At 28.3% G+C, this 22,578-nt stretch carries 26 protein-coding genes and 3 pseudogenes; 22 read left to right on the top strand and 7 right to left on the bottom strand.

Annotated elements, in window-relative coordinates; translation table 11 throughout:
• Window positions 1-163 precede the first annotated feature (163 nt).
• From HGPT_RS08865 to HGPT_RS04750, 15 genes and pseudogenes are all read left to right on the top strand, one after another.
• Window positions 164-508: pseudogene (locus HGPT_RS08865) on the top strand (hypothetical protein); the annotation flags it as partial.
• Window positions 509-650: 142 nt separating this feature from the next.
• Window positions 651-776, top strand: a complete 126-nt coding sequence (locus HGPT_RS10410) for a hypothetical protein (protein ID WP_012797179.1) — start codon at window positions 651-653, stop codon at window positions 774-776.
• A gap of 211 nt (window positions 777-987) precedes the next feature.
• On the top strand, window positions 988-2,349 hold the full coding sequence (locus HGPT_RS04810; RefSeq protein WP_019138719.1) for a radical SAM protein: 1,362 nt from the start codon (window positions 988-990) through the stop codon (window positions 2,347-2,349).
• Window positions 2,346-3,008: an ABC transporter ATP-binding protein gene (locus tag HGPT_RS04805; protein ID WP_019138718.1), complete on the top strand. Its 663-nt coding sequence runs from the start codon at window positions 2,346-2,348 to the stop codon at window positions 3,006-3,008. Before HGPT_RS04810 ends, HGPT_RS04805 begins: the two co-directional genes overlap by 4 nt.
• The gene (locus HGPT_RS04800; RefSeq protein WP_019138717.1) at window positions 3,005-3,718 is read left to right on the top strand and encodes a hypothetical protein; all 714 of its coding nucleotides are present in this window, start codon (window positions 3,005-3,007) and stop codon (window positions 3,716-3,718) included. Before HGPT_RS04805 ends, HGPT_RS04800 begins: the two co-directional genes overlap by 4 nt.
• A complete protein-coding gene (locus tag HGPT_RS04795) occupies window positions 3,715-4,353 on the top strand; it encodes a hypothetical protein (RefSeq protein WP_019138716.1) in 639 nt (212 codons plus the stop codon). The genes HGPT_RS04800 and HGPT_RS04795 overlap by 4 nt, the downstream gene beginning before the upstream one ends.
• 560 nt (window positions 4,354-4,913) lie before the next feature.
• On the top strand, window positions 4,914-5,513 hold the full coding sequence (locus tag HGPT_RS09960; protein ID WP_245544140.1) for a sensor histidine kinase: 600 nt from the start codon (window positions 4,914-4,916) through the stop codon (window positions 5,511-5,513).
• Window positions 5,494-6,087, top strand: a complete 594-nt coding sequence (locus HGPT_RS04785; protein ID WP_019138714.1) for a response regulator transcription factor — start codon at window positions 5,494-5,496, stop codon at window positions 6,085-6,087. Before HGPT_RS09960 ends, HGPT_RS04785 begins: the two co-directional genes overlap by 20 nt.
• A 558-nt stretch (window positions 6,088-6,645) precedes the next feature.
• Window positions 6,646-6,861, top strand: a complete 216-nt coding sequence (locus tag HGPT_RS04780) for a helix-turn-helix domain-containing protein (RefSeq protein ID WP_019138712.1) — start codon at window positions 6,646-6,648, stop codon at window positions 6,859-6,861.
• Complete coding sequence (locus HGPT_RS04775; protein ID WP_245544139.1) at window positions 6,848-8,320, top strand: Eco57I restriction-modification methylase domain-containing protein; 1,473 nt, start codon at window positions 6,848-6,850, stop codon at window positions 8,318-8,320. The genes HGPT_RS04780 and HGPT_RS04775 overlap by 14 nt, the downstream gene beginning before the upstream one ends.
• A 12-nt stretch (window positions 8,321-8,332) precedes the next feature.
• On the top strand, window positions 8,333-9,253 hold the full coding sequence (locus HGPT_RS04770) for a BsuBI/PstI family type II restriction endonuclease (protein ID WP_019138711.1): 921 nt from the start codon (window positions 8,333-8,335) through the stop codon (window positions 9,251-9,253).
• Window positions 9,254-9,267: 14 nt separating this feature from the next.
• On the top strand, window positions 9,268-9,555 hold the full coding sequence (locus HGPT_RS04765; protein WP_019138710.1) for a nucleotidyltransferase family protein: 288 nt from the start codon (window positions 9,268-9,270) through the stop codon (window positions 9,553-9,555).
• 134 nt (window positions 9,556-9,689) lie between these two features.
• Window positions 9,690-10,379, top strand: coding sequence for a hypothetical protein (locus HGPT_RS04760; RefSeq protein WP_019138709.1), 690 nt, complete (start codon window positions 9,690-9,692; stop codon window positions 10,377-10,379).
• The gene (locus HGPT_RS04755; protein ID WP_019138708.1) at window positions 10,372-10,734 is read left to right on the top strand and encodes a hypothetical protein; all 363 of its coding nucleotides are present in this window, start codon (window positions 10,372-10,374) and stop codon (window positions 10,732-10,734) included. The genes HGPT_RS04760 and HGPT_RS04755 overlap by 8 nt, the downstream gene beginning before the upstream one ends.
• Window positions 10,735-11,012: 278 nt before the next feature.
• Window positions 11,013-11,792, top strand: a complete 780-nt coding sequence (locus HGPT_RS04750) for a hypothetical protein (protein ID WP_019138707.1) — start codon at window positions 11,013-11,015, stop codon at window positions 11,790-11,792.
• Here the strand turns inward: HGPT_RS04750 and HGPT_RS04745 are convergent, their stop codons facing one another.
• From HGPT_RS04745 to HGPT_RS04720, 7 genes and pseudogenes are all read right to left on the bottom strand, one after another.
• Window positions 11,793-13,124: a relaxase/mobilization nuclease domain-containing protein gene (locus HGPT_RS04745; RefSeq protein WP_019138706.1), complete on the bottom strand. Its 1,332-nt coding sequence runs from the start codon at window positions 13,122-13,124 to the stop codon at window positions 11,793-11,795.
• Window position 13,125: 1 nt separating this feature from the next.
• Window positions 13,126-13,483 (bottom strand): annotated as a pseudogene (locus HGPT_RS04740) (plasmid mobilization protein).
• Window positions 13,484-13,652: 169 nt separating this feature from the next.
• On the bottom strand, window positions 13,653-14,462 hold the full coding sequence (locus HGPT_RS04735; RefSeq protein WP_245544150.1) for a virulence RhuM family protein: 810 nt from the start codon (window positions 14,460-14,462) through the stop codon (window positions 13,653-13,655).
• 43 nt (window positions 14,463-14,505) lie between these two features.
• On the bottom strand, window positions 14,506-14,736 hold the full coding sequence (locus tag HGPT_RS09955; protein WP_019138704.1) for a virulence RhuM family protein: 231 nt from the start codon (window positions 14,734-14,736) through the stop codon (window positions 14,506-14,508).
• Window positions 14,729-15,211: a ligand-gated ion channel gene (locus HGPT_RS04730; protein WP_019138703.1), complete on the bottom strand. Its 483-nt coding sequence runs from the start codon at window positions 15,209-15,211 to the stop codon at window positions 14,729-14,731. The genes HGPT_RS09955 and HGPT_RS04730 overlap by 8 nt, the downstream gene beginning before the upstream one ends.
• 8 nt (window positions 15,212-15,219) lie before the next feature.
• On the bottom strand, window positions 15,220-15,768 hold the full coding sequence (locus HGPT_RS04725) for an ImmA/IrrE family metallo-endopeptidase (RefSeq protein WP_019138702.1): 549 nt from the start codon (window positions 15,766-15,768) through the stop codon (window positions 15,220-15,222).
• 8 nt (window positions 15,769-15,776) lie between these two features.
• Window positions 15,777-16,178 (bottom strand): helix-turn-helix domain-containing protein, encoded by a 402-nt coding sequence (locus HGPT_RS04720; protein ID WP_000852880.1) that lies wholly within the window; start codon window positions 16,176-16,178, stop codon window positions 15,777-15,779.
• 158 nt (window positions 16,179-16,336) lie between these two features.
• Here HGPT_RS04720 and HGPT_RS10615 point away from each other — a divergent pair, with 158 nt between their 5' ends.
• The 7 genes and pseudogenes from HGPT_RS10615 to HGPT_RS04690 all read left to right on the top strand — a co-directional run.
• On the top strand, window positions 16,337-16,567 hold the full coding sequence (locus HGPT_RS10615) for a hypothetical protein (protein WP_245544138.1): 231 nt from the start codon (window positions 16,337-16,339) through the stop codon (window positions 16,565-16,567).
• Window positions 16,568-16,598: 31 nt separating this feature from the next.
• A complete protein-coding gene (locus HGPT_RS10610) occupies window positions 16,599-16,889 on the top strand; it encodes a hypothetical protein (RefSeq protein ID WP_245544137.1) in 291 nt (96 codons plus the stop codon).
• A 269-nt stretch (window positions 16,890-17,158) separates the two neighbouring features.
• Window positions 17,159-17,568 (top strand): annotated as a pseudogene (locus HGPT_RS04710) (sigma factor-like helix-turn-helix DNA-binding protein).
• Window positions 17,569-18,044: 476 nt separating this feature from the next.
• Complete coding sequence (locus tag HGPT_RS09165; RefSeq protein WP_000924587.1) at window positions 18,045-18,266, top strand: hypothetical protein; 222 nt, start codon at window positions 18,045-18,047, stop codon at window positions 18,264-18,266.
• Window positions 18,267-18,366: 100 nt separating this feature from the next.
• Window positions 18,367-20,037 carry a recombinase family protein gene (locus HGPT_RS04700; protein WP_000410321.1) on the top strand — a complete coding sequence of 557 codons (1,671 nt, stop codon included), beginning with the start codon at window positions 18,367-18,369 and terminating at the stop codon, window positions 20,035-20,037.
• On the top strand, window positions 20,037-21,707 hold the full coding sequence (locus HGPT_RS04695) for a recombinase family protein (protein ID WP_019138700.1): 1,671 nt from the start codon (window positions 20,037-20,039) through the stop codon (window positions 21,705-21,707). The genes HGPT_RS04700 and HGPT_RS04695 overlap by 1 nt, the downstream gene beginning before the upstream one ends.
• Window positions 21,700-22,578, top strand: an 879-nt coding sequence (locus tag HGPT_RS04690) for a recombinase family protein (protein WP_019138699.1), incomplete at its 3' end; no start/stop codon positions are given. The genes HGPT_RS04695 and HGPT_RS04690, both read left to right, overlap by 8 nt.

Raw genomic sequence — 22,578 nt, 5'->3', positions numbered from 1 at the left:
AAAAGAAAATAAGCTGAAAAGAAATGCAGAAAAAAAGGAAAATAAGGACAAAGAACTTCTGAAAAGAGAGTGTCTGTTAATAAAATTAAGGTTGATTACAAGATAAATAGAGGATCAAAATTATAGATTTGATATCTATTATTTTTCACCAGAAAGTAAAGCTGGAAAACTTGAAAATCTTGAAAGAGAAAAAGCTAATTGAGAAAAATTCGAAGTAAGTAACTTTTCAATCGTTTCAAAAGATGACGATGGAAATAAAGTTTATACTAATTGTTCAGCTTATGGAGATAAGACAAAAGATTTAGAGAATCTAAAAAAAGGAGATTTTGTTAAAATATTTGGTCAAGTAAAAACAAGCATTGATAACAACGGAAAGGAACATAAAAATGTTCGTATTTTGTCTTCTAAGCTCTTAAAATCAAAAGAACAAGTAAAGATTCAAGATAAAGATAAAAAGTTCATATTAGGGCAAATAAAAAGCTTTAAGACAGAAGATAAAACTAAATAAAACAAGAAAGACCATAGCAAAGGTGCAGAGAGATAAATATTGGCAGTCTTCGGACTGCCTTTATTTTTTTGTAAATTTGCAGTATTTACTCATGTAATTAAATTAAGAATGAAATAAAATATGGTTGTAAGGAGGTGAGAATATGAAACCTGAAATCGTAGCAATGGGTAATGGTTGCAAACTATGTGCGGGATGTACAGGATGTATGTTCTGTGGTCCTAGTCCAGCAGCTGGTGTAGGTGTAGCTGGTTTTGTAGGATTCTTCTAAGAAGAAGGGGGAAATTCTTGGATAACAAGAATGAGAGTAAAAAGTTATGTTTACTAGTCTCATATATAAATATGACAAATAAAAAAACTATAATTAATTTTTTATAGTTTTTTAGTCGATTTGTTTTGAGACTAGTAATAACTTTTGATAAGTTTACAGCTAAAAAAGTTTTGTCTGTAGGATGTAGTATTAAGTCGGGGGATATGAAAAGGTGTATTTAAAGGCTAAAAATATAAAAGCAATTGAAAAACAAAAAAATGCCAATATTTTGGTTGTTGAAAATAGATATGAGAAAATGGGTGAATCTCTTTATAGAATAAATAATGATGCAACAAACATAATACTTTGGTTAGATGGAAATCATACATTTGATGAAATTGCTAAAAAGATGTGTGATAATAATACGAGCTTAATTGAAGAAGCTAAAATTAATTTAAATGAATTTTTAAATTCTTTAATTCTCAATTATGGCATTGTTATTGATAGATTAGAAAATCCGAGATATGATGAAATAAGGGTTTTAGGAAATGGTAAAACACAGTACCCATCAGCAATATCTATTGAAATAACACATACTTGTAATGTAAAGTGCTTACATTGTTATGGTGAATATTCATGCTATAATAAATTTAAAGACAATACTGAATCGATATTTAAAGTACTAGAAGATGCAAGAAGATCTGGTACTAGAGTAGTAGAATTTACGGGTGGAGAAGTTACCTGTCATCCAAGATTTCTTGATATTTTAGACAAGGCATATTCTTTAAATTATCATTTAGTAAGTATTTTATCAAATGGAACAAACTGGAATGAAGACTTGTTTAATGAAATATATAAAAATAGGGACAAGACGGTAGTACAAATAGATCTACATGGAGACAATGACGATTATATTAATTGGTTTATGGGTTCTAGAATAAAAAACATTTCGAATATCATAAAAAGCAATATAGTTAGGATTCACAAAATGGGAATATATATGAGAATTGTAACTATGATAACACCGAATAATATAGATCAATTAGAAAATATTGCTGATTGGATTCATGAAAATGGCATAGAGACTTATGGTTTATCTTCAATTATACCAATGGGAAGAGCTGCTTTAAAAGACAATAATAATTTATTATTAAAAACTAAAGAAGATTCTGAAAAACTGAATGAAGTTATTTCAAAAATAAATAATAAGTATGGATATGGTTTTCTATATCAAGTAAAGGACGGAGATCCAAACGTTAAAAATTGTGGAGCATTTACAAGAAATCCATCTATTACTCCAGAGGGAGATATTAAATTTTGTGCTATGGATGATCAAACACTTATAAAAAGCTTTGGCAATGTATTTAATACTGATATCGGTAAGCTATACACAGAAAATTATAAAATATTAGATTTGATAAGAAATATAGAAGCACCTAGCTATGTAAATTCCGAGTGTGAAAATTGTGAGAAGAAATTTTTTTGTAGTGAATGCATTATAAGGGGACTCATTGGAGCAAAAGAAATAGGAGTAGAAAATTGTGCTTGGTTTTATAATAAGTTAAATGATGAGTTTAGGAGGCTTTTAATATGAATGTAATCGAAGTAAAAAACATGAGCCAAAACTTTAAAAATAAAAAGCTATTCAACAGTTTTTCTTTAGAAATTGAAGAAAATACAGTGCATGCAATAGTAGGTCCTAATGGTTCTGGAAAAACTTCGCTTCTGAGAATATTAACGAATTTATATTATGAAGATAATGGAAAAGTTATCGTTAAGGGAAATCATGCAATGCTTTTAGAGAATGATTATTTGTATGAAGATAAGACTGGAATAGAAAATATAAAATTATATGGTTTATATTTTGGATATGAGCCTATAAATTACAAAAAATATTCTGAGCTTCTTCAAATAACAAATGATTTAGATAGGAAAGTATCAACATATTCTAAGGGAATGAAAAGGAAATTATCTTTATTAATTATTGTAATGATGAATAGGGAGATAATATTTTTAGATGAGGTAACTAGTGGGGTAGATCCAATATCAAGAGTTGAGATTAGAAAACTCATAAAATTACTAAAGGATGAAGGTAAGACCATAGTAATTACTAGTCATGACCTCTCAGAAATTGAAAAGATAGCTGATAAAGTATCTATGATTAAATCAGGAGAGTTACTTTTTACAAAGAATATTGGAGAAATTAAGGGAGAGAGCTTAGAAGATTTATTTATAGAGGAAGGTACAAAATGAAAAATAAGATGAATATTAATAGAGCCTGTAGGTACTATTTAAGTAAAGACAAGGATTTTATTTTAAATTTATTATTATCTACTTTGATTTCTCTTGGCTTTATTTTTTTACTATATAAAGGGATGTTTGATTCTAGAGGAAATGATTATATTATATTAATGCTATATGTACTAATGCTTGGAATTTCATTAATTATGTCTAATTCTATGGTTGTAAATCTTACAGTCAAGGATAAACTAAATAAACGTATTGAATTTATTCTAGCATCAGGAATTAATATAAAAGATGTGATTAAAGCCTATGCAATAGAAATGTGGAGACTATCTTCTATTGTTCCATTTTTATTATTTTTCCTAACTTATGTCCTAGTAGACTTTAAAATCGAATTTAAGTGGATTGTAGGCATATTTGTTACAATGATAGGAATGACATATTTTGAAATACTATTTTTTAACCTTATAAGTTTATCCCAAAAAAACTTTAAGTTTTTCAAAAATATAGTTTTCTTTGGAACAACAATTTTAATTTACATGATAGGCACTTTTTCAGAGAAGATTCTATCATTAATAGAAAGATATAATCTAAATCTTATTTATATCATACTAGGTATAAATATTGGCTTAGGATTAATCTTTGCAGTTTTTTCTATGAAAGATTTGTCTAAGATAAACAATGAATCTATAATTAATAAAGAAGGGTCATGGTCATGAAGTTAGTCATTAACGATTTAAAAAAGCTTTTAGATAAAAATGCCTTATTAATGTCTCTTATGGCACTAATCTGCTCCTTTATGGCTCTATTTTTTGCTGATGGAGGAAGCCAAGAGATAAATAAGGTCATCGATACAATTAAAATTGATGGAATTTTAATACTTTTTGTAATGTTTGGAGTAGAACTCGCTAAAAATACCTTGGTATCAGATAAGATTAGCAAAAAACTTGAATTTTTACTTGCAAATGGACTTTCTATAAAAAAAATTCTAGCCAAATATTTGTTTAGTATTTATTTAGGGGCTTTGATAATAGTCCTTCCAAGCCTTGTATTAAACCTAGTTAAACTTGATCTAAGCTTAACCATTGGTATAAACTTAATTTTATCAAGTTTTCTTTACACTCTAATAATAGTTTTTGTAATTCTTAATACTAGAAACATGAATAAAATAAATTCTCTCCAAATTCGGTTGATAGGACTATCTTTAGCTATTATGATAACATCTGCCATTGTATATAATTTTACAAACTCCTTTACATTTTATTTTCTTACTAAGTTTATTATCTTAGCTTCAATTATTATATTTTTGGGTATTAATATTAATAAAGAAAGGATTGTAATTAGTTACTATTAGATATGTATAAGAAATTAGAAAAAATTGTAATAAGCCATTTAATGATAATTTTATTTTGGGGTCTTCTTTTTAAAAACAATTTGTTAGTAAAAGAGGGCCCAATTTTAAATGCAGTTTCACTTATATTATTTTTCACCTTGTATGGACTTATATACACAGAAATTTCGAATAAAAAAATACCGGAATTTGTTTCCATTTTGGTTGTTTTTACTTCTCTTTTGCCGTTGAGCCTTATTTTAATAAATAATCTACACTATAAAGTCTCCTTTGCCATTATTAGTATTGCTTCAACATGCCTGTTTATTAAAAAATACATGGATATAGAGAGTTTTAAATATATAAACATCTTACCAATATCAAGAAAATCTACACAAACATTTACTATCAAACTAGTATTTTTTATTTTTGTGGTAATTTACTTATTTGATATAGATACGGCAATGATAAATATATTTACTCAAATAGTTTTTCTTATTACAGAATTTTTCTTTATCTTATTTTTAAAGGAGAAAGAGTTAGCTTTTGAGAAAACCTTCAAACTTTATTACCTATCAGACTATATGGCGAGCGAAAGAGATGAATTTGCAAGAATTATTCATGACGATATTTTGCAAGATATATATGCAAGTAAAAATTACTTATCTTCAAAAAATCCTGATATAGAATATTCTAAAAATATCCTAAGAGAACTTGAGGAAAAAGCACGAAATATAATGAAATTCTACCAATCTTCTTTATTTGAAAAAGCAAATTTGGAAACATCTCTATTAGCTATATTTGATAATGTAGCTTCACTATATCCAGATAAAAATATTGAAATTACTAAATATATCGATAGTGATATGACAGAGGATAAAAGATTAATTAGGTTGATTTCAATAATATCAAAAGAACTTATAAATAATGTATATAAGCATTCCGATGCTAAATATTTATCTTATAAACTTTATAAAAAAGGAAATTTTGTATATATAGAAATGGAAAGTGATGGCGCAAGATCAGATGATTTTAATAAGATTAAGGAATCTAAAAGAGGGGTTTTGCTGCTTAAACTTTTGATAGATTCAAATTCAGGAAATATTTCCTATGGATTAAACAAGGGAATACTTACAACAAGAGTTAGCTTGGAGGTGGAAAAAGATGAAAATTATTTTGCTTGATGACCATAAATTATTTGGTGGATCTCTTAAGATGCTTTTAGAAGAGCAAGAAGAAATTTCATGTGCCTATGTATCAAAAGCCCAAGAGTTTTTAAAAATGATAGAAAAAGAAATCTACGATATTTTCTTAATTGACATAAATTTAAAAGATGATAAGACTGGTCTTGATTTAATTAAATATTTGATAGATGAAAATCCCAGACAAAAGATAATAGTTTTAACATCTTATGACTTAGATAATTACAAGGATATGGCTTTTAAGTTAGGAGTAAAGGATTTTATAAATAAGTCTGTTGAAATAGAAGAACTCTTAGCAAGAATAAATAATGTATATAAAGGAAACTATAAGAAAATAGATAAATACATTGTTGATCCACTGACTAAACGAGAGATAGAAGTACTGGAAGAATTAATAAAGGGGTCAAGCAAAAAAGATATTGCCAAGAAGCTTTTTATCAGTGAGAGGACCCTTTATAATCATATAGCAAATATATATGATAAATTACAATCTAAAAATATTGTTGAAGCCTATAATAAGGCTATGGAGCTTGGCTATATATATCCGGTTATGTAAGATTATATGATTAAAACTTATTTGGAGATTATATTTTATGATTTATGAAAACTCTCATAGATATAAAAACTGAGATTAAACATCTTGCCAACTTATTATAATCGTAGAAATAAAAAAAGTGAGGGATGTTTATGTTAAAACAAGTTCTAGATATAATAATTTTATATTTACTAATATATTTGTTTGGAGCATATATTATTTTTCTAGTGAAGTCTGTGATATATGGAAAAGAAAAAGTTTATGGTTGTTCAAAGCCTACACTAATGGAAAAAATTTTTATAGGATGCTAACAAGTGTTTCATACTTTAAAAATTAATATTGATTTTAAATTTGATAGGATTGTACTCTTATTAAAATTTTGCAGTAGCTTATATTAAATTAACAGTATAGAAGCAGCAAAAAGATAGAAATTTGGTGGAAAACACAAATATTGGTGGTCTTCGGACTGCCTTTATTTTTTTTGTATTTATGTTTTAGAAAAGTGAATAATATTATGAAAAAAGTGAAGGTTTATGATATAATATAACTGATACAGAATTCATGAATGGAGAGATAGTCATGTTAAAAATCAGCTATAAAAAGCTATTTAAAAAAATGATTGACCTAGATTTAAATAATACAGAATTAATGGAAAAAACAAATATTAGTAGAAGTACATTTTATAAAATGAAAAATGGGGAGAATATTACAACTGACGTATTGTTAAGAATATGTGAAGGATTAAATTGTAATCTTTACGAAATTATGGAGTTAGTTAAAGATGAAAATAATTGATTATGTTTTAAATAAGACAAATGAATATATTAAGATTGCATCTAAAGAAACTCGAAAAAGAATAGGACAATTTTTTACTAGTAAAGAAGCAGCAATATTCATGGCATCTTTATTTGACTTAAATATTAAAAGAGATGAGATATCTATTCTTGACCCAGGAGCTGGCTCTGGAGTTCTTTCTGCGGCACTAATTCAGAGAATTATTGATAGCAAAATGATAAAAAAGATAAATTTAACATGTTATGAAACAGATGAAGACATTGTAAATTTGTTGGAAGCTAATTTATATTGGGTAAAGGAAAATTCAAATATAGATATAGAATATAGAATTATAGATAAGAATTATATTATAAGTCAGGATTATGAATACAATAATTTCTTAGGAATGTATAACAATGTTAAAAAATATGATTTAGTTATATGTAATCCACCATATAAGAAAATTGGTAAAAAAGACAGAGAAGCAATTATAATGTCAGATGTTTGTTATGGTTCTCCTAATTTATATTTTCTTTTTATGCAAATGTCAAATTTCAATCTAAAAGAAAATGGGGAACTGGTATTTATTGTTCCAAGATCTTGGACATCTGGAGCATACTTTAAAAAATTTAGAGAAGAATTTTTAGAAGAAATGTCATTGGAGCATATACATTTATTTACGAGTAGAGATAAGGTTTTTGATAAAGAATCTGTCTTACAAGAAACTATGATAATAAAGGCTAAAAAGACAAGAATACCCCCTGAATTTATAACAATCACATCTAATAATGGAAATTTTGATTTTAAAAATACAACAATTTTTGAAGCAGATTATGATTTAGTTGTTTCTAAAAAAAATAAATATATATATTTAATTACAAATGAAGAAGAAGCAAATACAATAAAACAAGTAAAAGAGTGGAAAGATACTTTGCCAAGCTTGGGATTAAAAATGAAAACAGGATTAACTGTGGATTTTAGAAATAGTGAAGTATTGAGAGATAGATCTGAAGAAGAAGCAGTACCCTTATTCTATTCTCAGCATATAAAGGATGGAAAAGTTGTTTTTCCAATGGGTAAGGATAATGAATATATTTTAAATTCAAAAAAGGGGTTATTACAAGAGAATAAAAATTATTTATTTGTAAAGAGATTTACATCTAAAGAAGAAAAGAGACGACTACAATGTGGAGTCTATTTAGCAAAAAAATATCCAGAGTATGAAAAGATAAGCACTCAAAATAAATTAAATTTTATAACTGGATTTGAAAATTTATCTGAGTGTTTAGTATATGGATTATATGTGGTTCTAAATTCCACTTTATATGATCAGTATTATAGAATTTTAAATGGTTCAACTCAAGTTAATTCAACAGAAATTAATTCTATGCCAGTTCCTCCACTAGAATACATTGAGAATATGGGAAAAGATTTGATAAAGGTAAAGATATGTCAGAAAAAACATGTGATGAAATATTAGGGAGGTATATTTATGTCTAAATTAGAAGAAGCAAAAGAGCTTTTAAAGGAAATGCAAGTACCAGAAAGACAACAGTCGGATTTATGTGGATATGTTATATTGGCTCTAGCTAATATTAAGGATAAAGATTTATGGTGCAATGCAACTAATAATTGGATAAGGATACATGATATTATATTATTTATATCGGAGAATTATGGTCTTGCATATGCTGAAAATAGTAGAGAGACATTTCGAAAACAGGCAATACACCACTTTAGAAATGCTGCTTTTATAGAAGATAATGGAAAAGCGACAAATAGTCCGAATTATAGATATAGGTTAACAGATGAAATGTTAGGATTGGTAAAGACATATAAGACTGATGATTGGGAAAAATGCAAACTAGACTTTTTAAGTAATCATGATACTTTAATGGATTTGTATAAATCTAAAAAATCCATGAAGAAAATGCCAGTAAATATAAATGGAAACGAATTTAAATTTTCACCAGGCAAGCACAATCAACTTCAAAAGCTAATTATTGAAGAATTTGCTCCACGATTCGCTGAGAATTCTGAATGTTTATATGTTGGTGACACAATTCAAAAGGATTTGGTAAAAAATGAGGAGAAACTAAAAGAACTCGGTTTTGAGATAACACTCCATGATAAAATGCCTGATGTAGTTTTGTATTCTGAAGACAAGGATTGGATTTACTTTATTGAGTCAGTAACATCTGTTGGACACATGACACCTAAAAGGATGTTAGAAATTGAAGAAATGACTAAGGATGTTAAATCAGGGAAAATATATGTAACTGCATTTTTAGACTTTAAAACTTTTAAGAGGTTTTCTGATTCATTGGCATGGGAAACAGAAGTGTGGATTGCTGATTTACCTGATCATATGATTCATTTGAATGGAGATAAGTTTTTAGGACCGAGAAAATAGGGGGTAATAATAGAATGGAAAAAAGAGATAAATTGTTGATTGAAAGTCTTAATGATATTGATATTACTCCAACTATGGAGAAAAATGCTAGAGAGAAATACAAGGCTATTTCTGAGTATTTAAATGGGCATGATCTTGAATCTGATTTTTATCCACAAGGTTCTTTTTTGTTAGGAACTGTCATAAGACCATATAGAGATGGAAAAGATAAGAATTACGATTTAGATATTTTAGCTTTATTAAAAAAGAAAAATCAAATACAGATCCACAAAGTACAAAAAATGATGTTGGTGATTGTATAAAAAGTAGTGAATTATATAAGTCTAAATTATCAAAAGAAGATAAAAACTGCTGGACTTTAGAGTATGCAGAGGTATCAGGGGGAGTAGGATTTAATCTAGATATTGTTCCTTGTGTTAATGAGGAAGAAAATATTATGACTGAAATTGTTAATTCAGGTGTAGATTTAAATTATGTATTTAAGACTGTATCAATAACTGAGAAAGAAGATAGTAATTATTCATGGTTGACTAGCAATCCTTTAGGATTTGGTGATTGGTTTAAAGATATTAGCGAAAGGTTTATTTCAACAGAAATGAAAATGGAACAGTTTCACAATTTTCCTGTCGAACTAAGAGAAATATATAATAAAGTAGAGAATATACCAAATTACTATTATAGATCAAATTTACAAAGAGCAGTACAGGTTGTAAAAAGACATAGGGATATATTTTATGATAGAAGTAGGAATGTTAAATCTAAGCCATCTTCTATTTTAATAACAGCTTTGATAGCAGACTCTGTTAAAGATGAGTTCAATTTATCTATTATAGATATAATAAAAGTGTTTATTCATAAATTCAAGAACAAGCAAATATCTATAATGGTAGATAATAAAATTTTAAATCCTGTTGATTTGAGAGAAGATTTTATAAGTAGTATATCTGAATCGGAAAAGAATATTATGAATAGTTGGATAGCTGACTTATCAAATTTTATAAGTATAGATTCAGAGGTAGAATTTAAAAAATCTATTCATAATGACTTTAATTCAAAGATGTACTCAGATGCGTTTTATAATGTAAATATTGTAAACCCAACGAAGCCATGGAGATATAGTGAATAATATAAGAGAGCAAATCAATGACTTATTAAAACAACAAACAGAATTGCAGGTAAATTACAAAGAATCAAATATATGTATATACGGAAAATATCATTATTCCTTAAAACATAATGATGTGATTTTAGATGGGGTCAAGGATATTAAAATAGAAATGGATTATGAGTATCCCATTAGTATTCCAAAAGTATATATCTTCAACTTAAAAGAGGAACTAGAACATGTATATAAAGATAATAGTATTTGCTTAGCAACTGTTGGGGAGATACTTCAATATCTTATTGATAAACCCTCAATTTCAGAATTTTTAAATAGATTTTTTAGATCCGTTTATATTTTCGGCAGATTGGCATCTTAAATATGGAGTATTTCCATTTGGGGAAAGGAAACATGGATATGAGGGTTTATTAAGTTATTATACGGAAGAGTGGGGATTAACAAAAGAACAGTACATTAAAATGGTATTTTTAATTTACCATAATAAATACAAAGGTCATTTACCTTGTTTTTGCAATTCGGGTTTTAAATTGAGAAATTGCCATGGTAGATATATACTTCCAATTGTTAAAAATCAAAGATTAAGAAATACCTTTTTAATAGAATCTATAATGATATTAAATAAGGATGGTAAAGAATATGGGTAAAACACCACAAGATGATAGTCATAATAAGTCTAGAAACTTAGGTTATGTAGTTGATTCATTATCAATATTATTATTAATAATTTCCTTAGTACAAGTTAGATTTTCGATTTTAAATATAAAAATATTGCTCATAATTTCTGCTGTAATTTTATTAATTCAAACAGTAGCAATATATTACAGAAATTATTATTTTGATTTGGGAAATAAAGACAGATTTAACATGTTTCTAGACAACTCATTTGGTAGAAAGATAATACCATGTTATAATAGCGATGAATATTTTGACAATAAAGATATAGAAGCTGGTTTCATTAAAGCTTTAGCAAATACACATCAAAATTCTTTTTTTACATCAAATTTAGCTAAACTGAATAAAAAGTCGTATTACGTTTTTTCTTTTATTGTTTTATTTTTATTTGTATATGCAGTTTTTATCAATGGATTAAATGATACAACATCTTTATTGCTTAATTTTATAGTATCAGGTGAGATTATTAATAAGGCTATAAAATATAACTCTCTTTATGATAAAACTAATAATATTTACGAATCATGTAATAGAATATGCTCATCTTACCAAACAAATAATCAAGAAAAATTTTTCGCAGATATTTTTGAAATAATAATTAGTTATGAGAATATAATTTATGAGAGTAAAATTGAACTTTCTCAAAAAATATTTTTAAAAAACAACTTAAGACTCACTTTGGAATGGGAAAAGATTAAAGATGATTATAAAATTTATTCAAAAAGTAGAGAGATTAAAGAGTAATTATCTCTCCACCTCCTTTCCATAATAATTTTCATAGTTTTTCCTATACTGAACAAGGTCAGAAAATTGCTCTTTATTCAAAGAATACTCTTGCATAAGGGTGTTCTTTTTTTCTTGCAATTTATCGAGGTTTGATAGTATTTCTTTTGTGTTTGGTAGTTTTTTATAGTTTTCTAAAATTTCTTTTGCGGCTATTTTATAGACGGAAAGTTCACTATAATACTCATCTGCAAATTGCTTATCTTCAGGATTTTTCTTGTGGTATTTATATATTTCACGATACTTATTTATAGTATTTATATTTTCCATATCTTGAGATAAACTCTTCATTTCAGTTTCAATCTTCTTTATTTTATCTAATAAGTCTTGTCTATCATCAGCAGATTTTTTAATTAGATCATCGAGTTGAGTGATTGAATTAATTCCTTGTTCTCTAAGTTTAATTATTGAATCAGCCATTGTTTTGATATTATGTTTTCTTGCCCAAACTTCATAACCTTTAGAGGATTGAGCTTTTTCATTAGTAGATATATCAATAACATTTCCTACACGTTTTTTAATAGGATTAGCTTTGTTTTTTATAGCTAAATCTATTCTTTCTTTGATTTTTTCCTCAGTATAATCTTCTCCGATAGTCTTTGCTCTTGTAAATCTTTGCTTATCTTTATGGCGAAAAGCAATGTGTTTACCAAACTTAATTTCATAATCAAGAGATTTCATATTTTCTAAAAACTCTTCCCACGATTTAGACTTATTAATCATTCTATCTATATCAAATTGCAATTTAGATTTCCAAGAATTTCCTTTCTTGTTTTGGTCATACTCATACCAAGATTTACCAGCAGTTTTATATTTTCTTTTGTAAGCTTCATAATATTCATCAATGACTGAAAGCTTATTTACTTTACATAATTCATCACTTTGATACCTGATTTTATGATAAGTTTTTTTGTTAGATTGGTAGCATTTACCAGTCTTGTAATTAACATTATTAAAAATAATATGGTTATGGATATGCCCTCTATCTATATGAGTTGCAAGAACAAATTCATAATCTTCTTTTAAAATTTTCTTACATAATTCCATTCCAATTTCGTGAGCTTTTATAGGATCAACCTCTCCTTGTAGAAAAGATTGGATTAAATGTCTAGCCAAAACTGTCCCTTTAGTATCGTTATCTTCTCGTGTTTTCATAAATTGAATATGGGCAGTAGATGGATGACATTTAAATGAAGATACCAAGACTTTTTCATCAGTTTTTTCACTCTTAGTTATATAATCTATTGCCAAATTTAGAGTTGATTTTATAGGATGTATTTTTGTAATTGCCATACTAATCTCCAGAACTTTCTTTTGACTTATTAAGAAGTAGGGAATGGATCTGCCATATTTCTCTTGATAATTTTTCTATTTGTTTATTCATTGATTCAATTTCATTCTTGTAAATAACACCAGTTGTATTAGTAGCCTTTGCGATCTGGTTTATATTATTTGTTGCATTTGAAAGCAGCCATTGTAGGTTTCTAAATGGTTCTAAATCTACAACATAAATCTCTTTTTCCAATACACATTTTCTAAGAAAGTGGGACATAGTTTTGCAATTTGCAAGTTTCATTTTCTTTTTAAAAAATTTCTTTTTCTTCATCTGTTAAATATATTTTTAGTTGATTATTTCTTTTTCTATTATCCATAGAATATCTCCTTATCATAAAATATTGGGGTCTTAGGGTTCTCCCTAACAAGGTAAAATTGATAAAAAAAGAAGCAGTCCATAAAGGTTCTGCTTCATCAATTTTTCGTAAGTGGGTACTCACTTACTGTGCTTGCTATTAAAGTTATAAGCATTAAGCGTGTATTAAGTTATTCTTCTAAATCTTTAGTATTATCCTCGAGTTCTAGGAACTTATCAAAATCACTTTTGTAGAGTCTATCTTGTATAATTCTATATTTTTCAAATTCACTTTCTGCGTGCTTTTTTGCAAGAGCTGCAGATACTTTTCCTGCATCATTTAAGATTTCTTTATCCCATAATTGTAAAAAGCCATTTAATCTTTTTTCCCAATCTTCCATTGTCATAGGAATATGTCTTTCTGCTTGCATTTCTGCCATATCCAGATAAGATGAAACAATTCTTTGCATTTGATTTAATTCTTCTTCGTTTAGATAATTTTTTGCAACGACTACATCATATTTATGAATTTTCGAATCTGGAGAGCCTTCCCAAGTAGTAAGTCCCATATTTTTAGTTTTGTGATTGGCTCTATCTACAATTAATTCAGCTGCAGTTTTTCCATGAATTGCATAGTGCAATTTATTTTGAATAGCTGCAAAAAATCGTTTTGTTGCTTTTGCAGATGGATCATAGTCTAAAGATGTGGCATAAATATCTGTGATTTTTTGATAGAATCTTCTCTCAGATAATCTAATTTCACGAATTTTTATAAGTAATTTTTCGAAATAATCCTTGGTAAGTTTTGTGCCAGAATTTTTTAATCTTTCATCATCCATTGCCCAACCTTTAATTGTAAAATCTTTTACAATTTGGTTTGCCCACTTTCTAAATTGGACGGCACGTTCGTTATTTACTTTAAACCCTACTGCAATAATTGCTTGTAGGTTGTAGTGTTTTGTTTCTCTTGAAACATTTCTAGAACCTTCTTTTTGAACTATTAAGAAATTCTTAATAGTTGCTTTTTCTTGTAATTCATTATCATCAAATTATTTTTTTTAAGTGCTGATTTATTGCTGCAGTACTGACATCATAAAGAACTGCCATCATCTTTTGAGTTAGCCAAATATTCTCATCTTCATATCTAATTTCTATAGCTTCTTTGTCATCACCATTAGCTGCAATAAAAGTCAAGTATTCAGCAGCAGATGATCTAATTTGAAGTTCTTTTTTATCTTGATTTTCGTCTTTATTTTTATCCATTTCTTTACTCATAATTTCCTCCAAATATAAATTTCATTCTACCTTTAAACACTGGAATACTAATCAAAAATACAATTACATAATGTATAAAGGAATTTATCATCATATTTTTTGTTATTGGTAATTGATGATAAGTTTGACCTATTATTTTAAAAGCGGCTAGAGTGTTTGTTATAAAATCAAGTGCCAACCATAGGGCAACTGATGATCCTATGAAAGCAATTATATAGTTTAAAAGTTTACTAATCCTTGGTAGCTTTTGATTTATTAAAACTAGCAATATTCCATAAATAATTACTACTGTAATTGAAAGGGGAATAGCTAATTTGTTATCAAGTTTATCTTTTATGGATATATAAAATCCTAAACCTACAACTATAAAATCAATCAAAAATGCTGAAATTTTTACAGAGTAGGTAGAGATGAGATAGTAGAAAACTATTCCAGAAAGGATTAATAAAAAATATCCTGTAATAAAAATTCCCATAGAGTCTCCTAATAATAATCATCATGTTCAGGGCGATAGTTTTTAAGAAAATCTCCCTGAGGTATATTAACATTAACTGGTTTATTAAACTTGCCCATTTTTGCTAACTCAGAAATTTTTAGATTCAGTAAATTTATATCTACACCTAACTGTCCTGCGATTTCATAATCACAAACTTGATCATTGATATTATCTAGGACATCTTCATCACTAATTAATAAATGAGCTGCAAAAATATTAGCTTCAGTTTCAAATTTATTTGTAGGGTTTAAAACTGTCTGGTCATGAAAAGCTCCGCCACTCATACAATAATCTCTGTGAAGTTGATCGTGACCTAATTCATGTGCTAATATAGTCTTTCTATTAAAATTTGTGTTGCTACTGATAAAAATAAATCTGTTCCTTTGAATATAATGGTACATTCCTAAAAGTATTTTTGTTTCAGGTAGATATACCAGGTTAATATTCAAAGCTTCTATTAATTCGATAGGATCTCGTGTCTTATATTTTTTTATAAGTCGATTAACCTTATCATATATATAGCGATTCATGCTCATAAAATCACCTAATCTTTTTTCTTACGACCGTATTTCTTGTTTTCTCTTTTAGCCTCCCAATAAGCACGAGTAATAGCTTCAAAAGCAGCATCTTTATCTTCGTCAGAAATTTCTCCACCTGCAAATAAAGAGCTTAGACCTTCTGTTAATGCTCTAGCTTTTTCTAATTCTCTTTTACCACCCATGTTATAAACTCTATTTAAAAACTCGTCACTTTCTTCTAGAAGATAATTGTAATCACAGTCCATAACTTCAGCTATTTTTTTGTAAACCTCGACATCTCTTGGGTATCTTTCTCCATCTTCATAATGTACAAGAGTTCTTGTACTTATTCCTATCATTTTTGCAAAATCTGCTTGACTTAACTTTTCTTTTTCACGAAAATCCTTTAATCTATCCGCAAAAGCCATAATTTTAACCTCCTGAACTAATGTGCATTTATAACTTTTAATACGAACAATAGTGCTTGAATTATTTTTCAATTTGAGATATAATACAAACTGAACTTATATTCATATTATAGCACAAACATTCAAGTTTGTAAATAAGTTGTATTGGGGTGATTAGATTGAGAATAAGTAAAACTTTAAAGAATATAATGAACATGTATGCAGATAGCAACTTGAAATTTGAAGAGATCAGTTCAGCTGCAAAACTTATTTTAAGTTTATATAGACAAGTTACCTGGGCAGTAGATAGCAGGGCAAATTTTATGATGTTTGAGAGTAAAGAAAACTATGGATCAACTTCAGAATCTGCTTACTTGTATCTTTCTACATTTGCTCCAGAAAAAAGTTGAAGAAAAGTTTAATAATAGAGTTTCCAATGTAATGGATAGTAAGCTTATGCTTTTAATAATTTATGATGCCTGTGTTAGGCTAAAAGTTTATCCAGAGTATGGAGAAATCTATCATAAGATTATTTATAACTACTACATTGCTGAAAAAAAGATTACTGATGAAGCATGTATGAGAAGTGTATCTTTAGAGAGAACTGTTTATTATCAAAGAAAAAAGGAAGCAATTGCATTGGTTGGTGTAATAATTTGGGGATATACTTTACCAACTGCTATTAGTCAACTTGAAGACGGTCGTAGCATTGAAGAAATAATGAATATATAAGAAATTAATTTATGACGAACTGATTGCGTACTATTTCCGAATGAAAAAAGTACCATATACGAATTTTATGTGTACTTAAGTGCATATATAATATCCATGATGGGTGATTTGCACCTAAATTTAATATTGGCATTAATTGACTGAAAGAATTTATTTTCTTTCGGTCTTTTTTTATGCCCAGGAGAATATATGCAAAGAATTAGAAGTCCTCCTTGTGTGAATTTAATTTTTAAACAAAAGAAATTCATGTCAACAAGGAGGAAAAATTAATGGACAAAGATTACTATTTATTTGTAGAAGGAAAGAAAGTGGTTGTTAGCAAAGAGGTATATCTTGCTTATCATAGTGAATTGAATAAAGAGAAATATCAAATGAGAAGAGACAGGTTAAATAACTGTTTCTTTTTTGTTCCTATGATCATGATGGTAATTTTGAAGAAAATTTAGAGGATCTGAAATTTGATGTTGAAAAAATTATCGAAACAAAGGAAATGATTGAAGAAGTAAGAAGAGCTATTTCTAAACTCAACCCTGTTGAAAGGGATTTGATAGAAAGTCTTTTTTATAAAGAAGAAACAATTAGAGAAGTAGCTGCCAAACTGAATATTTCTCATCCAGCCGTTATTAAAAGGCGTAATAAAGTCTTAGAAAAACTAAAGGAAATGTTGGAAAACTTTTAGATGACAGTTGCCAAGAGGGTCTAATTTTCACTGTTACTTATGCAGTGGGAATTGGACCTTTTTATTTAAACAAATTTATTTTTGAAAATTGGTTACCAAGAAAGACTTCTTTTCACTGTTAAGTATAAGAGGGTAATTTTAAACAATTTTGTTTCATCAAGATAAGTATTTTCTGATGGTCAAATTTAAAAAAGATTAATGACTCTCGATAAATTTTGAACCTTAACAACTGAATAGACCAAGACAAGACGTTAATCATTTTTGGAGCGTAATAACCTATCCGCCAAGATCTTTCTGCTGAATAATTCGGCAAAACAAGTACTGCTAAGCTAAAAGCAAGGGAATAAGAAAGGGAGCGATAAGTAAGAGTTTGAATATAGGGAGGGACACCCTATTCGCTATGAAGAAAATGAGGATAATGATACTTCTAAGGTTGAAGCCGGCTCATCCTGAACAGAGGCGGAGGTGAGATTCCTATGTTGCTAATCCAAGGCACTTGTCAATGTCAAAAAACTTTAATTTTATATTGTGAGGTAAAACCTATGAATACAAAAGAAAAGAAGAAATATAAACCTAAAGAGCAAATATCAAAAGAAGATTATTCTAAAAAAATTACTTACACTCAAAGTGATAAAGAGTCCCTCGACTTACTAGATATTGTTGAGCTTTATTTATGTAGAGCTTGTATAAGACTATAAGCTGGGGTGCTGACTTAAAAACTTGGGTGCGGTAAAATATAAGTGGTAGAAGAACTCCTTAATGACTATTTGCCCAAATACAAATTAAGGAGGTTTTGTGATGGAAAAATTTGCTTGTATGTATCTTCGTTTATCGAGAGAGGATGGAGATAGCACAGAAAGTAATTCTATTTCAAATCAAAGACAGATTATCAAATCATATGCAAGGGACAATGATTTTAAAGTTGTTGCTGAATATGTAGACGATGGCTTTTCAGGATCTAATTTTGACAGACCAAAATTTAAGAAGATGATTCAAGATCTTGAAGAAAAGAAGTTCAAAACAATTATTGTGAAGGACTTATCCCGTTTTGGGAGAGATTATATCGAATCAGGAAAATATCTGCAAAAGATATTCCCAGAGAAAGGTATAAGATTTATATCCGTAAACGATAACTATGATAGTGAAAATGCAGATGTAAGCGATACACACCTAATTCTTCCGATAAGAAACTTTATTAATGATTCTTATTGTAGGGATATTTCTATGAAGGTTAAATCTTCAAAAGAAATTAAAAGAAAGAATGGTGAATTTATTGGTGCATTTGCTCCTTTTGGTTATAAGAAGGATAGCAAAAACAAACATAAGTTAGTCGTCGATACAGAAGTTTCACATATAATTGAAAGAATTTTCAATATGAAGATAGACGGCTATTCATCTAAGGCTATTGCAGATTTTTTAAATAGCATAGGTTGTGTAACACCATCTAAGCATAAGGAAAATTCTGGCGATAATCATACTACTGGTTTTATTGTTAAAGACTCTAAATGGGACGCAAAAATGGTCAATAGGATTATTACAAACAAGGTCTATATAGGAGTGCTTGAACAAGGGAAAACTAGAAAACTAAATTACAAGTCTAAGAGAGAAGTAGAAGTAAATGAAGAAGATTGGATTGTAATAAACGACTCTCATAAGCCTATTATTTCAAAAAGCATTTATGCTTTGGCTAATAAGATGATGCTTCGAGATGTAAAACAATCGGCAGATATACCACATATTTTATCAGGAATGCTTTATTGCAAAGATTGTGGATCTTCAATGGTTAGAAGAAAGGTTAAGTCCAAGAATGGATATAATATTTTTTATATTTGTTCTCACTATAATAACAAAGGAGATTGCACAAGACATAGTATAAAAGAAGACTATCTACTGGATATGACTCTTTTTGCACTTAAAGATTATTTAAAAAAATATAATGAACTACTAAGTCAAGTTAATAAGTTAGATGTATCAAAAGTAACATTTAACATTGATTTTGAAAGCTTAAACTCAGAAAAAAGAAAGTATGAAAGACTTAGACAGTCTTTATATATGGACTTAGAAGATGAACTTATAACTTCTGAAGAGTTTGAAAGGTTCAGAAAAAATTATCTTATTAAAATCAGGGAAATAGAGAAACAAATTGCTACAAAGAAAAATATACTTGCCAATTTGCAAGAAAAGATGAAAAACAAGGACAGTTTGGTTTCCGAAATTGTTCCCACTGATTTAAGCAGTCTAAATAGACTAACAATTGTATCTTTTATAGATAGAATTGAAATCGGAGAAAATAATGAGATTAATTTTGTCTTTAATAATTTGGAAACAGTTAACTTACTGAAGACCCTTATAAAAGAAGAAAGTGAAAGCAAGTCCGAAGTAAAGAAGAATTTGATTTCAATAAATAAGGTTTTTGGAAATGCTCTTGAAAATAAGACTCCAATGCAATTAGCTGGAGGTGTTTTATAATGGCAAGAACTTCCAAAAGATATATTGAAAAGAAAAGCGAAAAGACAGAAAGAAAAGTCTTTAAGGCCGGAATTTATACAAGGCTATCCAACGAAAGAACAGAAGAGTGGAGAGAAAAATCATACTCAATAGAAACTCAAATACTGTCTTGTAAAGAATATGCATTAAAAGAAAATATAGATGTTTTAGAAGTTTACACTGACTATGAATATAGTGGAACAAACTTTGAAAGACCATCATTTCAGAATATGATGCAAGATATTAGGGATAGAAGAATCAATTGCATTATTATAAGAGATTTATCAAGACTTGGAAGAGAGTATCTTGAGATGGGAAGATTGATTGATAAAGTATTTCCATTTCTAGGTGTTAGATTTATTTCGGTTAATGATAAATTAGACACAGTAAAAGAAACAGACTCAAAGAAATCTTTTGAGGTTACTCTTAAAAACATTATCAACGATATGTATGCTAAGGATATTTCAGTTAAGATAAAAACCTCAAAACACAATAGGGCAAGAAACGGATACTTTATTGGTTCTGTTCCACCTTATGGATACAAGATTAAAAAATCTAAAGAAGGTCAAAAACTTGTAATCGATGAGAATGTTAGATTTATTGTGGAAGAGATGTTTGATTTAACTCTTCAAGGCAAAAGCCAATATGAAGTCGCAAAGCATTTTAATGAAAAAGGCTATGCTCCTGGAATGATTTACTATAAAACTGGGAGAGTTTACAGAGAAAATGATGATCCTGAATGGAATAAAGGGACAATTTCAAAAATGCTTACAAACCCAGCTTATACGGGGACTTTAGTACAAGGAGTTAAGCAACAAAATCTTGCAAAAGGAATTAAACAACATTTTGTAGACGAAAGTCAGTATATAATTTGTGAGAATGCACATGAACCAATCATTTCTAAGGAAGTTCACGAAAGAATCTTACGAGAAAGACGAGAGAGAAAGAAAAATCATGTTTTCAGTTCGCCAATGCACAACTTTGAAAACAGGGACTATGAAAACAGATTTAAAGGTCTTGTAATCAATAATAATACTGGCAAAGAACTTAATAGAAGAACTCGTATCTATGGTAAAAATAAAGATAGACTTTATTATTCATTTCAGAATGAGAGATTTAGTGGAAGTATAAAACCCGAAAAATCAGTATTCATTATGGAAAGAGATTTAGATCAGGCAATCAGTGATAAGATTTCTGAGTTTATTATGAAGACAACTAGCAAGACAAAATTTGTTAACCGAATTAAATCTAGATTTAATAAAGCAATAGATACTTTTAAGAAAGACATAGAAAATCTTAAAAGAAAAAATCTAAATGAAGAAAATATCATTCAAAGAGCCTATGAAGAATACAGTCTAGGTAAGATTGATAGAGATGAGTATCTATTAAGAAGAGAGATTGCTCAAAGTCATATGTCTACATTTGATAACGAGATTTCAGAAATTGAAGTTAATATCTCAAAGCTTAAAAAAGAAAGATTAAAATCAACAAAATGGATAAATGATTTATATGCTTCAAAGAATTTGGAAAAGCTACCAGGTGATTTAATCCATAGCTTGATTGAAAAAATAATAGTTTATGATAAACACGAATTTGAAATAGTCTTTAAATTCAATATTGATAATTTGGTAGGAGGAACAGACGATGAGTAAGATTGCTCTTTATATCAGATTATCCGTTGAAGACATGATAAAGACTGATGAGAGTGAAAGTATTATAAATCAAAGAGCATATCTAAATGATTATCTAGATAAGAATGAAGAATTTAAGAACGTCACAAGAGAAGAATATGTCGATGACGGATATTCTGGAACAAATGAAAATAGACCAGCCTTTCAAAGAATGCTTGAAGATGTAAAGAAAAATAATATCCAGACGATAATTGTAAAAGACTTATCCAGATTTATGAGAGATTATATAACACTTGGAGATTATCTTGAAAATATATTTCCATTCCTAGGAGTAAGGTTTATCGCCATAAATGATGGCTATGATAGCAACAAAGAAAAGGGAAATGGAACAGATTTAGATATCCAATTCAAGGGACTGTTATATGATTTCTACACAAAAGATATTTCTGAAAAGGTAAAGTCATCTATGACTACACTTAAAAAACAAGGAAAGTTTTTAGCTTGGAGTCCACCATTGGGATATATGAAAGATCCTAATGATAAACACAAAATCATAGTTGACGAAGAAACTGCTTGGATAGTAAAGAAAATTTTCAAACTTGCACTAGATGGAATATCTTCAAGAAATATAGCTAAGATATTAAATGAGGAAAAAATTCCAACACCATCGAAAAGAAAGAGTGAATTAACAAATCTTGATTTTGAATATTCGATAATTAGAACTGAGAAAAAACCTAGACCAACTTGGACTAATGGTAATGTAATAGATGTATTAGCAAATGAAAATTATACTGGAACTTACACTTTCAATATGCAAGATAAGTCGGTATTAAATCCATCTTCTTTTAAATTCAAACCAAAAGAAGAATGGGGAAGAGTTGAGAATAACCAT

The sequence above is a fragment of the Peptoniphilus timonensis JC401 genome (assembly GCF_000312025.1).
Taxonomy (GTDB): Bacteria; Bacillota; Clostridia; order Tissierellales; family Peptoniphilaceae; genus Peptoniphilus_A; species Peptoniphilus_A timonensis.
The sequence above is the reverse complement of the archived record's forward strand: the minus strand, read 5'-3'. Positions and strand labels throughout refer to the sequence as shown.

Excerpts from the sequence above, each read along its gene's own strand:
- HGPT_RS04730 (WP_019138703.1), bottom strand. The coding sequence starts at position 15,211 with ATGGGAATTTTTATTACAGGATATTTTTTATTAATCCTTTCTGGAATA.
- HGPT_RS04770 (WP_019138711.1), top strand. The coding sequence starts at position 8,333 with ATGTCTAAATTAGAAGAAGCAAAAGAGCTTTTAAAGGAAATGCAAGTA.
- HGPT_RS04720 (WP_000852880.1), bottom strand. The coding sequence starts at position 16,178 with ATGGCTTTTGCGGATAGATTAAAGGATTTTCGTGAAAAAGAAAAGTTA.
- HGPT_RS04700 (WP_000410321.1), top strand. The coding sequence starts at position 18,367 with ATGGAAAAATTTGCTTGTATGTATCTTCGTTTATCGAGAGAGGATGGA.
- HGPT_RS09165 (WP_000924587.1), top strand. The coding sequence starts at position 18,045 with ATGTTGCTAATCCAAGGCACTTGTCAATGTCAAAAAACTTTAATTTTA.
- HGPT_RS04760 (WP_019138709.1), top strand. The coding sequence starts at position 9,690 with ATGACTGAAATTGTTAATTCAGGTGTAGATTTAAATTATGTATTTAAG.
- HGPT_RS04765 (WP_019138710.1), top strand. The coding sequence starts at position 9,268 with ATGGAAAAAAGAGATAAATTGTTGATTGAAAGTCTTAATGATATTGAT.
- HGPT_RS04775 (WP_245544139.1), top strand. The coding sequence starts at position 6,848 with ATGAAAATAATTGATTATGTTTTAAATAAGACAAATGAATATATTAAG.
- HGPT_RS04785 (WP_019138714.1), top strand. The coding sequence starts at position 5,494 with ATGAAAATTATTTTGCTTGATGACCATAAATTATTTGGTGGATCTCTT.
- HGPT_RS04805 (WP_019138718.1), top strand. The coding sequence starts at position 2,346 with ATGAATGTAATCGAAGTAAAAAACATGAGCCAAAACTTTAAAAATAAA.
- HGPT_RS09960 (WP_245544140.1), top strand. The coding sequence starts at position 4,914 with ATGGCGAGCGAAAGAGATGAATTTGCAAGAATTATTCATGACGATATT.
- HGPT_RS04745 (WP_019138706.1), bottom strand. The coding sequence starts at position 13,124 with ATGGCAATTACAAAAATACATCCTATAAAATCAACTCTAAATTTGGCA.
- HGPT_RS04725 (WP_019138702.1), bottom strand. The coding sequence starts at position 15,768 with ATGAGCATGAATCGCTATATATATGATAAGGTTAATCGACTTATAAAA.
- HGPT_RS04800 (WP_019138717.1), top strand. The coding sequence starts at position 3,005 with ATGAAAAATAAGATGAATATTAATAGAGCCTGTAGGTACTATTTAAGT.
- HGPT_RS04695 (WP_019138700.1), top strand. The coding sequence starts at position 20,037 with ATGGCAAGAACTTCCAAAAGATATATTGAAAAGAAAAGCGAAAAGACA.
- HGPT_RS04795 (WP_019138716.1), top strand. The coding sequence starts at position 3,715 with ATGAAGTTAGTCATTAACGATTTAAAAAAGCTTTTAGATAAAAATGCC.
- HGPT_RS09955 (WP_019138704.1), bottom strand. The coding sequence starts at position 14,736 with ATGAGTAAAGAAATGGATAAAAATAAAGACGAAAATCAAGATAAAAAA.
- HGPT_RS10410 (WP_012797179.1), top strand. The coding sequence starts at position 651 with ATGAAACCTGAAATCGTAGCAATGGGTAATGGTTGCAAACTATGTGCG.
- HGPT_RS04750 (WP_019138707.1), top strand. The coding sequence starts at position 11,013 with ATGGGTAAAACACCACAAGATGATAGTCATAATAAGTCTAGAAACTTA.
- HGPT_RS10610 (WP_245544137.1), top strand. The coding sequence starts at position 16,599 with ATGGATAGTAAGCTTATGCTTTTAATAATTTATGATGCCTGTGTTAGG.
- HGPT_RS04780 (WP_019138712.1), top strand. The coding sequence starts at position 6,646 with ATGTTAAAAATCAGCTATAAAAAGCTATTTAAAAAAATGATTGACCTA.